Annotated in this window: 14 protein-coding genes; 7 read left to right on the top strand and 7 right to left on the bottom strand. The window is 74.6% G+C overall.

Annotation, left to right across the window (positions count from 1 at the left end; genetic code table 11):
* Positions 1 to 44: 44 nt before the first annotated feature.
* A complete protein-coding gene (locus ACFP3V_RS00470; protein ID WP_380578395.1) occupies positions 45 to 533 on the top strand; it encodes a DUF5709 domain-containing protein in 489 nt (162 codons plus the stop codon).
* 151 nt (positions 534 to 684) lie between these two features.
* Here the strand turns inward: ACFP3V_RS00470 and ACFP3V_RS00465 are convergent, their stop codons facing one another.
* On the bottom strand, positions 685 to 1,314 hold the full coding sequence (locus tag ACFP3V_RS00465) for a phosphoribosyltransferase (protein ID WP_380578393.1): 630 nt from the start codon (positions 1,312 to 1,314) through the stop codon (positions 685 to 687).
* Positions 1,315 to 1,381: 67 nt separating this feature from the next.
* On the bottom strand, positions 1,382 to 1,645 hold the full coding sequence (locus tag ACFP3V_RS00460; RefSeq protein ID WP_380578391.1) for a hypothetical protein: 264 nt from the start codon (positions 1,643 to 1,645) through the stop codon (positions 1,382 to 1,384).
* Positions 1,646 to 1,835: 190 nt separating this feature from the next.
* On the opposite strand from ACFP3V_RS00460, the gene ACFP3V_RS00455 reads away from it, so the two are divergent.
* A complete protein-coding gene (locus ACFP3V_RS00455) occupies positions 1,836 to 2,060 on the top strand; it encodes a hypothetical protein (RefSeq protein WP_380578389.1) in 225 nt (74 codons plus the stop codon).
* Positions 2,061 to 2,088: 28 nt separating this feature from the next.
* Here the strand turns inward: ACFP3V_RS00455 and ACFP3V_RS00450 are convergent, their stop codons facing one another.
* Positions 2,089 to 2,304 carry a dodecin gene (locus ACFP3V_RS00450; RefSeq protein ID WP_380578387.1) on the bottom strand — a complete coding sequence of 72 codons (216 nt, stop codon included), beginning with the start codon at positions 2,302 to 2,304 and terminating at the stop codon, positions 2,089 to 2,091.
* Between the two features lie 87 nt (positions 2,305 to 2,391).
* On the opposite strand from ACFP3V_RS00450, the gene ACFP3V_RS00445 reads away from it, so the two are divergent.
* Positions 2,392 to 4,017 carry an APC family permease gene (locus ACFP3V_RS00445; protein WP_380578385.1) on the top strand — a complete coding sequence of 542 codons (1,626 nt, stop codon included), beginning with the start codon at positions 2,392 to 2,394 and terminating at the stop codon, positions 4,015 to 4,017.
* Here ACFP3V_RS00445 and ACFP3V_RS00440 read toward each other — a convergent pair.
* Positions 4,002 to 4,271: a DUF1876 domain-containing protein gene (locus tag ACFP3V_RS00440; RefSeq protein WP_380578383.1), complete on the bottom strand. Its 270-nt coding sequence runs from the start codon at positions 4,269 to 4,271 to the stop codon at positions 4,002 to 4,004. The two genes, ACFP3V_RS00445 and ACFP3V_RS00440, sit on opposite strands and share 16 nt — an antisense overlap.
* Positions 4,272 to 4,352: 81 nt before the next feature.
* The gene (locus ACFP3V_RS00435) at positions 4,353 to 5,282 is read right to left on the bottom strand and encodes a hypothetical protein (protein ID WP_380578381.1); all 930 of its coding nucleotides are present in this window, start codon (positions 5,280 to 5,282) and stop codon (positions 4,353 to 4,355) included.
* Positions 5,283 to 5,928: 646 nt separating this feature from the next.
* On the opposite strand from ACFP3V_RS00435, the gene ACFP3V_RS00430 reads away from it, so the two are divergent.
* The 3 genes from ACFP3V_RS00430 (at position 5,929) to ACFP3V_RS00420 (ending at position 9,740) form a co-directional block, all read left to right on the top strand.
* Complete coding sequence (locus tag ACFP3V_RS00430) at positions 5,929 to 6,861, top strand: DMT family transporter (RefSeq protein WP_380578379.1); 933 nt, start codon at positions 5,929 to 5,931, stop codon at positions 6,859 to 6,861.
* A gap of 639 nt (positions 6,862 to 7,500) precedes the next feature.
* Positions 7,501 to 8,382, top strand: coding sequence for an AAA family ATPase (locus tag ACFP3V_RS00425; RefSeq protein ID WP_380578377.1), 882 nt, complete (start codon positions 7,501 to 7,503; stop codon positions 8,380 to 8,382).
* Positions 8,379 to 9,740, top strand: coding sequence for a VWA domain-containing protein (locus ACFP3V_RS00420; protein ID WP_380578375.1), 1,362 nt, complete (start codon positions 8,379 to 8,381; stop codon positions 9,738 to 9,740). The genes ACFP3V_RS00425 and ACFP3V_RS00420 overlap by 4 nt, the downstream gene beginning before the upstream one ends.
* A 139-nt stretch (positions 9,741 to 9,879) precedes the next feature.
* Here the strand turns inward: ACFP3V_RS00420 and ACFP3V_RS00415 are convergent, their stop codons facing one another.
* A complete protein-coding gene (locus tag ACFP3V_RS00415; protein WP_380578372.1) occupies positions 9,880 to 10,290 on the bottom strand; it encodes a PGPGW domain-containing protein in 411 nt (136 codons plus the stop codon).
* Positions 10,291 to 10,514: 224 nt separating this feature from the next.
* Between ACFP3V_RS00415 and ACFP3V_RS00410 the strand changes: the two genes are divergently transcribed.
* The gene (locus ACFP3V_RS00410; protein ID WP_380578370.1) at positions 10,515 to 11,075 is read left to right on the top strand and encodes a hypothetical protein; all 561 of its coding nucleotides are present in this window, start codon (positions 10,515 to 10,517) and stop codon (positions 11,073 to 11,075) included.
* Positions 11,076 to 11,312: 237 nt separating this feature from the next.
* Here ACFP3V_RS00410 and ACFP3V_RS00405 read toward each other — a convergent pair whose 3' ends face one another.
* Positions 11,313 to 13,403 carry a xanthine dehydrogenase family protein molybdopterin-binding subunit gene (locus ACFP3V_RS00405; protein ID WP_380578368.1) on the bottom strand — a complete coding sequence of 697 codons (2,091 nt, stop codon included), beginning with the start codon at positions 13,401 to 13,403 and terminating at the stop codon, positions 11,313 to 11,315.
* Positions 13,404 to 13,510: the final 107 nt, after the last annotated feature.

The following is a 13,510-nucleotide window of genomic DNA, read 5'->3' as shown; positions in this document are numbered from 1 at the left end:
GGACAGAGCGGGCAATCCCGGGCTTGGGCCCTTAGCGTGGGAACATGTCGGACGAATCGTTGATGGGCGATCAGGTCTACCAGCCGGACGGCTCCGAGGTGCAGGACGACGAGGGCATCCTGGAGCGGGAGGACACGCTGGTCGACCGGGGCCTGCGCACCCAGTTGGACGAGGGCTGGATCCCCCCGGACCGCCCGCTGGCGGTCGAGAGCTACGGCATCACCGCGGCGGAGCAGCGGCAGGGGGAGTCGCTGGACCAACTGCTCGCGCACGAGGTGCCCGACGTGAGCGAGGACGGCTGGGACGGGGTGGGCGACTGCCCCACGGACGGCGAGCCCCTGGATCCCGAGTCGGGGGACCGGCGCAGCGGACGTCTGGTGAGCCACGATCCCGCGCTGCCCCTGCCGGAAGGCGAGGACGGCGACCTGTGGGCGTCGGACGTCGGCATCAGCGGGGGCGGCGCCTCGGCGGAGGAGGCGGCGATGCACATCGTCGACGACCCCGAGGCCGGCTACGCGGAGGACGACCTCTAGGCCCGACAAGGGGCGCGAGGAACTGCGCGAGCAACACACCACCCGGGGAGGTCCGACCCCATCTGCGGGACGGACCTCCGCGAGTGGTGGGCTGGTCGCGCAGTTCCTCGCGCCCCCTGGCGGCTGCGCCGCATTGCGCGGCTGCGCCGCCTTACGGGGCGCTGAGGCAGGCGAGGACCTCCTGGTCGGAGGTCTGGTCGAAGACCTCGTAGAACTGGCCGACGCCCATGAAGTCCGGTGGGGTGTCCAGGGCGAGCGTCTCGTCGGCGAGACCGGAGAAGGGGCGGGTCCACCCCGGAGGGGCCACCGGGGCGGCCAGGACGACGCGGGCCGCGCCCGCCCCGCGGGCGACCGCGCAGGCGGCCCGCGCCGTCGCGCCGGTGGCGATGCCGTCGTCGACGATGACGACGGTGCGGCCCCGCAGATCGGGCGCCGGGCGTGAGCCCCGGTAGCGGTGGGCGCGTTCGTCCAGCACCGCCTGTTCCTCGCGGGCCACCGTCTCCAGCCGCGCGGGGGACACCTCCGCCTGCCGCAGCACGGAGTCGTTCAGCACCCGCACCCCGCCCTCGCCGATCGCGCCCATCGCGAGCTCGCGATGGCCGGGCACGCCCAGCTTGCGGACCAGCAGCACGTCCAGCGGGGCCTCCAGTGCGGCGGCCACCTCCGCGGCGACCGGGACGCCGCCGCGCGGCAGCCCGAGGACGAGGAGGTCCGGCCCGCGCAGGTGTTCCAGCTGTGCGGCCAGTGCCCGGCCCGCCTCGCGGCGGTCGTGGAAGAACACGTCTCCATCCTCACGCGCGACCGCCCCCGGGCCAAGGGCCCGGGGGCGGTCGCCGCCAGTCCGGCGCTCAGCCGTTGACGGTGATGTTCTCGACGCCGTGGTGGGCGGCCCAGGCGAAGTTGTCCGAGTCGTCGCCACTGTGGGCCACGGCCTTGTCGTGCACGCAGGAATCGACCACGACCTGGGCCGGGTGCGGGCCCGAGGTGGTCACCACGATGTGGCTGTCCTGGTCGTACGAGCTGCCGGCGGTGTCCGCGAACGCGGGGGTGGACAGGGCGCCGACACCGAGAACCGCGGCGAGGCCGGCCGTAGCGAGCGTCTTCTTCAGCATTCCGGAAAACACCTCTCTGCATTCTGTTCGGTGGGAAGGGCAGGGGTGTCTCAGGTGTAACCGGATTCGTCAGGGACATACCGAACTGGCGTGCGCGCGAGGGCCAGGTCCACCCGCGTGGACCACAGGCGGGACACGCACGGTGGTACCTGGGCGTGCACGCGGGGCCGCGCAGCGTCATGCTTGGATCATGAAGACCGGGAAGGAAGTGGCCCGCGTCGCGGTCCGGGTGAACCCTGAGAAGTCCGAGCAGATCGTGGCCCAGGCGTACGACGTCGAGGACCGGCCCGTCGGCCGGGCCGTCGTCGTCCACGGCGTGCACGACCTCGTGGTGCTCGGGGACCGCTACGACGTACCGCTGGACCACTTCGACTTCGAGGACGAGGCCGCCGAGCGCCTGGAGCAGGCCGAGTAGCCGGGCGGCCCCGCCCTTGCGGCGTCGGCTACTTGGGCTCCTCGAGGCGGAAGCCGAGCTTGAGGCCGACCTGGAAGTGGTCCACCTCGCCGTCGGCGAGCGCGCCGCGGATCTCGGTGACCTGGAACCAGTCCAGGTTCCGGGTGGTGGCCGCGGCGCGGGCGATGCCGTTGCGGACGGCCTGGTGGATGGACTCGGAGCTGGTGCCGACGACCTCGATCACCCGGTAGCTGTGGTCCGACATGGTGGTTCCTCTCGGAAAGGGCCGGTGGACTGCTGCGATCGTCCCCCGGCGCGCCGCGCAGGGCACGCCGGGAGGAGCGGGAGGAGGATGGGAGCCACCACCCGCATCCGGGAGGCCGTCATGTCCGGTACACCCGCCGAACCCACGCTGCTCCCCGCCGAACCCCTGGGTACCGGCCCCGGGGAGAAGGGGCTCAAGGACAACGCGCTCGGTCTCGTCTCGTCGGTGGCCATCGGCCTCGCGTCCACCGCGCCGGCCTACAGCCTCGCCGCCACGCTCGGCATCATCGTCGCCGGGGTCGGGCTGCAGGCGCCGATCATCACGATCCTCGGCTTCGTGCCGATGCTGCTGATCGCCGTCGCCTACAAGGAGTTGAACGCCGTCGACGCCGACTGCGGCACCACGTTCACCTGGGCCGCCCGCGCGTTCGGCCCGCGCACCGGGTGGATGGGCGGCTGGGGGATCATCGTCGCCGACATCATCGTCATGGCCAACCTGGCGCAGATCGCCGGGTCCTACGGCTTCCAACTGGTCGGCAGCAGCAGTCTCGCCGCCAGCGCGCTGTGGACCACGGTGGCGGGCGTGGTGTGGATCGTCATCATGACGCTCATCTGCTACGTCGGCATCGAGGTCTCCGCCGCCCTGCAGCGCTGGCTGCTCTGCGTCGAGATCCTCATGCTGGCGGTCTTCTCGGTGACGGCGCTGGTCAAGGCGTACGGCAGCCATCCGCCGGCGGGCTCGGTGCACGTCGCGGCGTCCTGGTTCAACCCGTTCGCGGTCTCGTCCACCAGCGCGTTCACCGCGGGCATGCTGTCGGCCATCTTCATCTACTGGGGCTGGGACACGGCCGTCTCGGTCAACGAGGAGACCCGCGACAAGGAGCGGACGCCGGGCCGGGCGGCGGTGCTGTCCACCGTCCTGCTGCTGCTGATCTACGCGCTGGTGTCCACCTCGGCGCTCTCCTTCGCCGGGCCGGGCGACAAGGGGCTCGGACTGGCCAACCCGGACAACTCGGGTGACGTTCTGTCAGGACTGGGGAGCGCGGCCTTCGGCACCAGCGGCGTGGGCTGGTTCCTGTCCAAGCTGCTGATCCTCATGGTGCTCACCTCGGCCGCCGCGTCCACGCAGACGACCATCCTGCCGACCGCGCGCACCAGCTTCTCGATGGCCGTGCACCGGGCGCTCCCGGCCCAGTTCGCGCGGGTGCACCGGCGGTTCCGTACGCCCACCTGGTCCACCGTCGCGATGGGACTGGCGTCGATCGCCTTCTACGTGCTGCTCACCCGGATCAGCGGCAACGTGCTCTCCGACTCGATCGCCTCGGTCGGGCTGGGCATCGCCTTCTACTACGGGCTGACCGGCTTCGCCTGCGTCTGGTACTTCCGGCGTCAGCTGCGGCGCAGCGTCCGTGACTTCCTGTCCAAGGGGCTGCTGCCGGGGATCGGCGGCCTGATGCTGCTGTACTTCTTCTGCTACGCCGCCTTCGACGTGTACGCCGACCCGGCCTACGGCTTCACCTCGGTGGACCTGCCCGTGGTCGGCCGGGTCGGCGGGGTGAGCGTCATCGGGGTCGGCTCGCTGGTGCTCGGCCTGGTGCTGATGGTGGTGCAGCGCCTGTTCGACGCCTCGTGGTTCCACGACCCGGACGTGCCCAGGAGCGCTGCCGAGCCCGGTGCCGCGGCCGAGCCCGACGGGGCTCACATCAGCGGGTAGTTGGGGATGTGCGTTTCCTCCTGCAGTTCACCGCGGGCCTTGGCCAGCAGCTGACCCGCGAGGTCGTTCAGCGCCCGGGCCGCGGCCAGTTCCTCGCCGACGCGGGGCAGGTCGGGGTCGTTCGGGTGCTTGCTCGTGTAACCTTGGGAACGCAGCTCCGTCCCGTCCGGCAGCCGGACCAGTGCGACCGCGGCGGTCTTCGCGCCCTCCTCGCGGAACTCCATCTCGATGTGCCAACCGACGAGCGTCTGCATCGTGATCGCCTCCTGTGGCCTGGTTCCAGAGTGCGCCCTGGGGCCCCGGCGACGCCAGGGCCCCGGACGCGGACACCAGGCTCAGGCCCGGCGTGGGGTGAGCAGACGCACCGAGACGAGCAGCAGCGCGACGAGCGCGGCGGCCATGCCGGTGACGGCCAGCACGGTTGCGTTGCGGGAGAGTTGGACCGTGTGCGGCAGGACGCGGAGCAGCAGCAGCGCGTCCCCGGCCACCACCGCGAGGCCGACGATGCCGACGAGCACCGGCGAGAGCGCGGCCCGGGGGGCGAGCCAGCCGTAGAGGAGCAGGATCAACCCGGCTCCCACCGCGGCGGTCGCGCTCATGGCGGGCGAGTGCGTCCAGCGCTCCACCAGGAGCGGCACCTGCACGGCCAGCGCCAGCACGAGCAGCGCGAAGGCACACCAGCCGAGCAGGTCCCCCCGGGCGGCCGCGGACGGGCCGGACGCACGGGAGGCTGACGCCGCGTCAGACCGACGTCGGCGGGCGGTGGTCGCCACCGGCTCCGCGGGATCGGCGGGGTCGGTGGACTCGAGGGGAGGCGCGGCCGTCCGGAGCAGCTCCGCGAGCCGGACGACGTCGTCCACCGGCCGCTGGGTGGCGACGGTGCGCAGCGCGGCGTCCGCCTCGGTGCGGTCGCCGCCCACCAGCTTGAGCAGCTCGGCCAGTTCGGGCAGCGGCTTGGCCGTAGCCGCGGCGCGGAGGATCCGCTCGGCGGCGGCTGGCTGCGTCGCCCGTAGGGTGCGCAGGACGACCGCGAGGTCGCCCGGCGGCCGACTGGCCACCATCGTGCAGACGGCAGGGTCGGGCGTGCTGTGCGGGTGCGGGTGCAGCAGGGCCAGGAGCTGGACCACTTCCTCCACAGGGCGGGCGGCCACGGCTTCCGCGACGAGCGCGGTGGCCCACTGGCCCCCGTCGGGCGCGGTCACGGGCGGCCCTTCGGCGACCTCGGTATGCGGCAGAGGGTCGTCGACGGACAGGGCATGGGCCATGAGCGGACACCTTCCAGTTGGACGGGGTGAACGGGGCGGTACTGCCCCTGCGTTCCAGCCTCGCCGCTGGTTCTGACCATGCCAGCCTGTGACCGCTATGTGGGCTACGAAGGACCCTTGCGGGGGTGGAGGCGGCGGCCACGGCTCCGCACCCGGCACCGGGGTGTCGGAGCGGGTGCCGTGACCGTGGTCCGGCCGTTCGGGGGGCATCCGACCGCGTCGGGCGTCGATGCAGTGGGCTCGCACGGGTCCGCCGGACCGCGCTGGTCTCCCGGCCCTCGGCTGGAGAACGGCCGGGGAACGGCCGGGGAACGCCGTGGGCCGGTGCTGGGCGGCGCGTCGGGGGCGTGCCCGGCCTTGGGCCGGGGGCTGCGCAGGCGGCGGGATCGGGCGCCTTACCCGCGGTTCGCCGGGAGGGGTGCTCCAGCCGTCCCGAATGGCGGAAACCGGGGAGCCCTGCCGGGCGGCGCGCATACGATCGGGGCGTGGACACCTACTGGCACGTCGTTCTGCCACCCCTCGGCGCCTGAGCGGCGCGTGCACGGCTGCTGCTGACCGCCGCTGACGCGGCAGGCCGGTGGCATCGGCGGTGTGCCCGCCGCGTCCGGAACCCCTCCGACGCAGGCGACGAAAAGAGTCCACTTCCATGGTTTCCACTTCCTCCACCCCCGCGCGCCCTGCCGCGCCCGCGCGCTCGCAGCGCGGCGGCGGGATCGCGCGCATCCTCGCGGCTTCGGTGCTCTGGGGCACCACCGGGACCGTCTCCTCCCTCGCCCCTTCCGGTGGTTCACCGCTCGCCGTGGGCTGCGCCGGGACCGCCATCGGCGGCCTGCTGCTGCTCGGCAGCGGCAGGGGCGCGCTTGCCCTGCTGTGGCGCTCGACCGGGCGCGACCGGCTGCTGCTCGTGTTGGGGGCGCTGGCGGTGGCCGTCTATCCCGCGAGTTTCTATCCGGCCGTCGCCCGGACCGGCGTCGCGGTCGCGACGGTGCTGGCGCTCGGCAGTGCGCCCGTCTTCACCGGCCTGCTGGCCTGGCTCGGCGGCGGCGAACGTCCCGGCGCGCGCCGGGCGGCGGCGACGGCCGCCGCGGTTGCGGGTTGCGCAGGACTGGTGCTGGGGCCACAACTGACGGGCGGAGCCGCTCAGTTGGACGTGGCAGGGGTGGCCCTCGCGCTGCTCGCCGGTTTCGGTTACGCCGGTTACGCCGTCCTCGGCGGGCGGTTGGTGCAGCGAGGCGAGCAGCCGGAGGCGGTGCTCGGGGCGATGTTCGGTCTTGCCGCCGTGCCGCTGGCCGCGCCCGTGCTGCTCTTCGGCGGGGCCGAACTGGTCACCCCCCGCGCGGGCCTGGTGGTCGCCCACCTCGCGCTGCTGACGACCTTCGCCGCTTACCGGCTCTTCGGCGCGGGACTGCGAGTCGTGGACGCCCAGGTGGCCACCACGCTCACCCTCGCGGAACCGGCGGTGGCGACGCTGCTCGGGCTGGCCGTCCTCGGCGAGCGGCTGCCGCTGGCATCCTGGGCAGGCCTCCTTCTGCTCGCGGCTGCGCTGACCTTGCTCGCGGCCCCGGCGCGGAGGAGGTGAACGCCTTTGGGGTGGACGGGTGTTCGGTCCCTGTGCGGTGCGGCGTGGGCGGAGACGGTCGGCGGGCGCGGGCGGCTCCGACACGGGGTCAGCTTCACCGGCTGGGTGAGCGGCTGCCGCTGGCGTCCTGGGCAGGCCTCCTTCTGCTCGCGGCTGCGCTGACCTTGCTCGCGGCCCCGACGCGGAGGAGGTGAACGCCTTTGGAGCGGACGGGAGTTCGGTCCCTGTGCGGTGCGGCGGGGGCGGAGACGGTCGGCGGGCGCGGGCGGCTCCGATACGGGGTCAGGTGCACCTGCGGGTCGCCGGTGTCGGCCCCCGGCCGTCGCCCGGAACGCAGGCGGCTGCCGGGCGGCGCGTGCGACCACCGGAGCCCTGGTGTTCGTCGCCTCGTGCCGACGCCGCAGGCGTTCGGCGGCTGTCGCTGCCCTCAGGGCTGTCGAGGGTGTGGGCGCCTCAGGCGACTGGGTCCGTCGTTCGCCGCTGCCGCCGGCCGGTGGGGGCGTGAGCGCCGGGTACGGCGGCCGACCGTCGTTGCCGTGTCCTGGATGCGCGGGGCGGTCGGCCGGGGCTCTGGCGTTCGCTGCGCCCGCGTGGGAAGCTGACGGCTTGTTACCGGTAAGTAGGGCAGTGGGGTGGCGGATGCTGGGCGGCGACGGACAGGGTGGCGGGCAGTTCGGGTCGCCCGCGGAGGCGGCCGCGCGGCTGGCCGAGGTCGGGTACCTGGCGGGGACGGCCGTGGCCACGACCGTGTTCCTCGCGGATCGGCTCGGCAAGCCGCTGCTCGTGGAGGGACCGGCCGGGGTCGGCAAGACCGAGCTGGCCAAGGCCGTCGCCCGGCTCGCGGACGCGGACCTCGTCCGGCTCCAGTGCTACGAGGGCATCGACGAGGCCCGCGCGCTCTACGAGTGGAACCACGCCAAGCAGCTGCTGCGGATCACCGCCGGGCGCGGCCAGCAGTGGGAGGACACCCGCGAGGACATCTTCACCGAGGAGTTCCTGCTGGCCCGCCCCCTGCTCGCGGCCATCCGCGCCGAGCGGCCCACGGTGCTGCTCATCGACGAGATCGACAAGGCCGACGTCGAGATGGAGGGGCTGTTGCTGGAGGTGCTCAGCGACTTCCAGGTCACCGTCCCGGAGCTGGGCACCGTGCGTGCCCGGCGGCGGCCGTTCACCGTGCTGACGTCCAACGCCGTGCGCGAGCTCTCGGAGGCGCTGCGGCGGCGCTGCCTCTTCCTGCATCTCGACTTCCCCGAGCCGGAGTTGGAGCAGTCCATCGTCCGGCTTCAGGTGCCGGGGATCGACGCCGTGCTGGCCGGGTCGCTGGTGCGGGTGGTGAACTCGCTGCGCACGATGGGCCTGCGCAAGCCGCCCTCGGTGGCCGAGACGGTGGACTGGGCCCGCACTCTGCTCGCTCTCGGCGCGGACAGCCTCGACAACGGGGTGGTCCGCGAGAGTCTGGGCGTGCTCCTCAAGCACCAGGAGGACATCCGGGCCGCCCTCCACCGGCTGGCCCCGGCGTGAACGACCTCCCCGCCCGCCTCACCGCCTTCGTCGGCAGCCTCCGCGGGCAGGGGCTGCGCATCGGGCCCAGCGAGACGGTGGACGCCGCCGCCGTGCTCGAGGCGCTCGGGCTCGCCGACCGGGAGCAGGCGCGCGCCGGGCTGGCCGCCGCGCTGCTGCGGGCCGAGCACCAGCGGGCGCTCTTCGACGCCACCTTCGACCTCTACTTCCCGCTCGGCGTGGGCGAGTTGGAGCAGACCCGGCAGCGCGGCCCGGAACCGGCCACGACCGAGCGACTGCGGGAACGGCTCGCCGAGGCCCTGGCCGCCGACGACCGGGCCGAGCTCACCCAGCTCGCGGGTGAGGCGGTGGCGCTGCTGGGCCGATACGGGTCGGCGGGACCGGCCGGGGGCGGCGGCTGGTCGGCGCACCAGACCCTGTCCCGGCTTCAGCCGGAGACGCTGCTCGCCCGGGTCCGCGACGCCCGCGCGGGGGCCGGGTACGCGGACCGGCTCAACGCCGACGAGGTCCGGCGGCGCATCGCCGCTTTCCGGGCGCAGATCGACGCCGAGGCCCGGCGCCGGGTGGCGGAGCTGCGCGGCCCGGAGCTGGTGGCCGCCCGCGCCCTGCCCACCCCGGTCGACCGGCTGGACCTGACCCTGGCCGGGGCCGCCCAGCAGGAGGAACTGCGCCGCCTGCTGCCCGCGCTGGCGCGGCGCTTGGCGACCCGGCTGGCGCGGCGCCGCCGCCGGGCGGCCGGCGGCACCGTGGACATCCGCCGCACGCTCCGCCGCTCGCTCGCCACGGGGGGCGTCCCGGTGAAGCCCGCCTACCGGCGGCGCAGCCCGGTCCGCCCGGACCTGGTGCTGCTGTGCGACGTGTCCGGGTCGGTGGCGGGCTTCGCGGGCTTCACCATGGCGCTGGCCAAGGCGATGGACGACCAGTTCAGCCGGCTGCGCGTGTTCGCCTTCGTCAACCGCGCCGACGAGGTCACCCGGCTGGTGGCGGACACGCCCGACCCCGCCGGGCTCACCCGCCGAATCGTGGCCGAGGCCAGGGTCGGCGGCCACCACGGCAGCAGTGACTACGGGTCGGCCCTGGGCGAGTTCGCCGAACGGTACCTCGACGCGGTCGGGCCGAGGACCACGGTGCTGGTGCTGGGCGACGCCCGGACCAACGGCTTCGACCCGGGCATGGCCGCCCTGCACCGGATCGCGGCTCGCGCCCACCGCGTCTGCTGGCTCAATCCGGAGCCGGAGGACCGTTGGGGGACGGGCGACTCGGCCGCGCTCGACTACGCCGGCGTGGTGCCGATGCACGTCTGCCGGAGCGTGCGGGGACTGGCGGAGCTGCTGCCGCGGCTGATCCCGGCACGCTGAGCGGTCCGCGCCCGGTGTGTCCGCGTGCCGCCTCCGAACGGGGAACCGGACGGCCGGGGCGGCCGGGCGGGTGGCGGCCGGCGGCGGTGCGCTGCTGCTGCGCTCACCCGGCGTCGCCGCCGGGCCGGCTGACGGGCCGTCAGGCGCTCTGTGCGGCGCGCTCGCGGGTCACGTTGCGGTAGCTGTAGCCGAGCAGGCCGAGCAGGATCAGGCCGGACAGGATCAGCCCGGACCCGGTGGGCCAGCCGGAGAACGGCAGCGTCGGGACCAGGCCCCAGACGATCCCGGCGGCGATGAGCGCGAGGCCTGCCAGCACCGAGCCCGCGATCCGCAGCGGGGAGGAGACGCTCTCGCGCATGCCCTGGAGGGCCAGCCGCCGGACCGGCTCGACATGGCGTTCCAGCCGCGGGAAGGAGTTGGACAGTACGACGAGCCCCGCCAGCACCAGCAGCATTCCCGGCCCGGGCAGGACCAGCAGCGCGATGCCGGCCACCAGCAGGATGCCGCCCGTCGTCACGACGGCGACGTGCTTGAGGTGCTTCGGGACCACCTGGGTGCCTCTCGACGGCGTGATCTGTCCGGTCCCACGCTAATGCCGTGATCGGCCGGTTCTGCTGTCCGGCTCGCGGCGGGGGACCGGGCGGGCGGGGGCGCGGCGGGCTCCGGCGGAGCAACCAGCTGCCGGGCGGCCGAGGGGATGATCCGTTCATCGGAACGGGTGACATGCCGCCGGGACGGCCGCGCTCCGGCGGTGCCCGGGAGCAGAATCCGGCCATGGGTGCCGATTGCGAACTGCCGCTCGCGGACCGCCGCTGCGGCCTGCCCGCCACGGCCCGCTGCACCGACTGCGGGCGGGACTGCTGCGCCTCGCACCAGGCCTACCGCCGGGACGAGGATGACGGCCGGGTCACCGGCTACTACCGAGACCTGTGCGAACCCTGCCTCGGCGCGCGCCTCGCCGCCTGGCGCGCGCTGCTGGCCCGTCTGGGCGAACTGCTGGACGCACTGGGGGCGGCGGGGATGCCTGGCTCGGTCAAGCGCGTCGCCTTCGAGACCGAGCGCCGCTGGTTCCGCGAGCGGACCCTGCTGCGCGAGCGCGAACCCGCCGTCCCGGTCGGCCGGCTGTGGTGGCTGTGCGACGGGGAGGAGGGTGCGCGCACCCGGCGGCTGCTGGCGACGGGCATCACCGCGTCGGGCCGGTGGGTGCTGATGAACGCCGCCGAACTGCGGGACGCGGCGGGGGCGGAGCCGGCTCCGGGCCAGGAGGCGGCGGTCGTCGCCGCCCTGGAGCGGCGCGTCCGCGAGCACCACGCCCCGCTGGCCCCCGCCTGCTGACGTGCCGTCAGCCCGGCCAGGCCCTGGTGCCGTGTCCGGACAGGTTCGCCGGGTTGCGGTGTCCGGTGGTGGGGGCACCCCGGCCGAGGGCTGGGGGACGATCGCAGAGGGGAGGGTCGCCCTCGTACTGGATGCACTTGGGCGCGCCCGACCACGCGGCGTGGGGGCACCCCGGCCGTAGGCTGGGAGAGTGCCGTCCCGGGCGCCGCAACCCGGTGGACCTGTCCGGACCCCGCACTAGCGCGGGTCCTCGCTGTGCCAGGGCTGGAGCAGCCGCTCCACATGCAGGGGCAGGTCCCTGACCCGGACCCCGGTGGCGTGGTGCACCGCGTTGGCGACCGCCGCGGCGGTGCCGACGATGCCGATCTCGCCGATGCCCTTCGATCCCATGGGGGTGGCGTGCGGCTCCGTCTCGTCCAGCCAGGCGACCTCCATCCGGGGCAGGTCGGCGTAGCCCGCGACGTGGTAGGCGGCCAGGTCCCGGGCGGTGAAGTCGCCGAACGCGGCGTCGAGCGGCGATCCCTCCATCAGCGCCATGGATGCGCCCATCGCCATACCGCCGGCCAGTTGGGAGCGGGCGGTGCGCGGGTTGAGCACCCGGCCGACCGCGAAGACGCCGAGCAGGCGGCGCAGCCGGACCTCGCCCGTGTCGCGGTCGACGGCGACTTCGGCGAACTGCGCGCCGAAGGCGTGGCGGGCGAGGTCGGGGGCGTCCGCCACGGCCGCACCGGTGTCAGCGGCGGCCAGGTCCGGTCCGCCGTCGGCGAGTTGGCGCCGCAGCGCGCGGGCGGCGTCGTGGACCGCCCAGCCCCAGGCGTTCGTCCCGGCCGAGCCGCCCGCGACGGGAGCGGGTGGGAGCGCGCTGTCGCCGATGCGGATGCGCACCGACTCCAGCGGCACGTCCAGGGCGTCCGCGGCGATCTGCGCGAGCACGGTCCGGGCGCCGGTCCCGATGTCGGTGGCGTTGACCCGGACCTCGAAGCCGCCCGCCACCGCCTGCACTTCGGCGCGGCTCGGGACGAGGAGCAGCGGGTAGGTGGAGGCCGCCACCCCGGTGCCGAGCAGCAGCCTGCCCTCCCGGCGCGAGCGGGGGGCCGGCTCGCGCCGGTCCCAGTCGAAGCGGCGGGCGCCCTCGCGCAGACACTCCGTCAGGGACCGTGCGGCGAACGGGCGGCCGGAGCCGGGTTCGACCGTCGGCTCGTTGCGCACCCGCAGCTCGATCGGGTCCACGCCGCAGGAACAGGCGAGTTCGTCCATGGCCGACTCCAGGGCGAACATGCCCGGGCACTCGCCCGGGGCCCGCATCCAGGACGGGGAGGGGATCGGCAGCGCGGCCACCCGGTGGGTGGTCCGCAGGTTGCCCACCGCGTACATCACCCGTGCCGGGACGGCGGACTGTTCGGCGAACTCCCGCACGGTGGACGTGGAGTTGAAGGCGTCGTGGGCCAGGGCCAGCAGCCGCCCGCCGGGGTCCGCGCCGAGCCGGACGCGCTGCACGGAGGCGGCCCGGTGGCCCACCAGCGCGGCCATCTGGCCGCGGGGGAGGGCGAGCCGCACCGGCCGGCCCACGACCTTCGCGGCCATGGCCGCGAGCACCGCCTGCGGGCGGGGCGTCCCCTTGGAGCCGAAGCCGCCGCCGACGTGCTGGGTGATCACACGGACCTGCCCGGGCTCCAGCCCGAACAGGTCCGCGAGGGTGTCGCGGACGGTGGTGGAGCCCTGGTTGGAGTCGTAGACCACGAGGTCGCCGTTCTCCTGCCACAGCGCCGTGCTGGTGTGCGGCTCCATGGGGTGGTTGTGCAGGGCCGGGATCCGGTACGTGAGATCGAGCCGCACCGGCGCGGCGGCGAAGGCTTCGGCGAAGTCGCCCGTGTCGAGGTCCGCCTCGTGCCCGCCGTTGGCCTGCTCCGGGCGGTAGGCCCGCGGATCCTGAGGGCCCGTCAGCAGTTCGGCGGTCTCCGGTTCGTAGCGCACCCGCAGCAGCGCGGCCGCCTCCCTGGCGTTGTCGAGGGTGTCGGCCACGACGAGCGCGGCGGGCCAGCCGCGGTGCGGGACGGCGGGGGACTGCAGCACGTCGAGCGTGCCGTCCTCGCCCGGGTGCAGCCGCGGGGCGTTCTCGTGGGTGAGGACGGCGAGGACGCCGGGTGCCCGGGCGGCGTCGTCGGCGTCGATGCCGGCCACGCGGCCGAGGGCGACGGTGGCCGGGACCGGCCAGGCGAAGGCCAGGTGCTCGGGCAGCACGTCGCCCGCGTAGCGGGCGGTGCCGTGGGTCTTGGTCTCGGCTTCAAGGCGGGGAACGGGCGTGCCGAGTACGGGTTCGCGGGTCATCGCTCGGCTCCATGGGAGGGGGCTCCGGGGGACGGGGTCAGCTCCGTCAGGGTGCGCGCGACCAGATTGCGGGCCAGTACGACCTTGAACGCGTTGCCGGGCAGCGG

It is taken from the genome of Streptacidiphilus monticola (assembly GCF_042658505.1).
Lineage (GTDB): Bacteria > Actinomycetota > Actinomycetes > Streptomycetales > Streptomycetaceae > Streptacidiphilus > Streptacidiphilus monticola.
The sequence above is the reverse complement of the archived record's forward strand: the minus strand, read 5'-3'. Positions and strand labels throughout refer to the sequence as shown.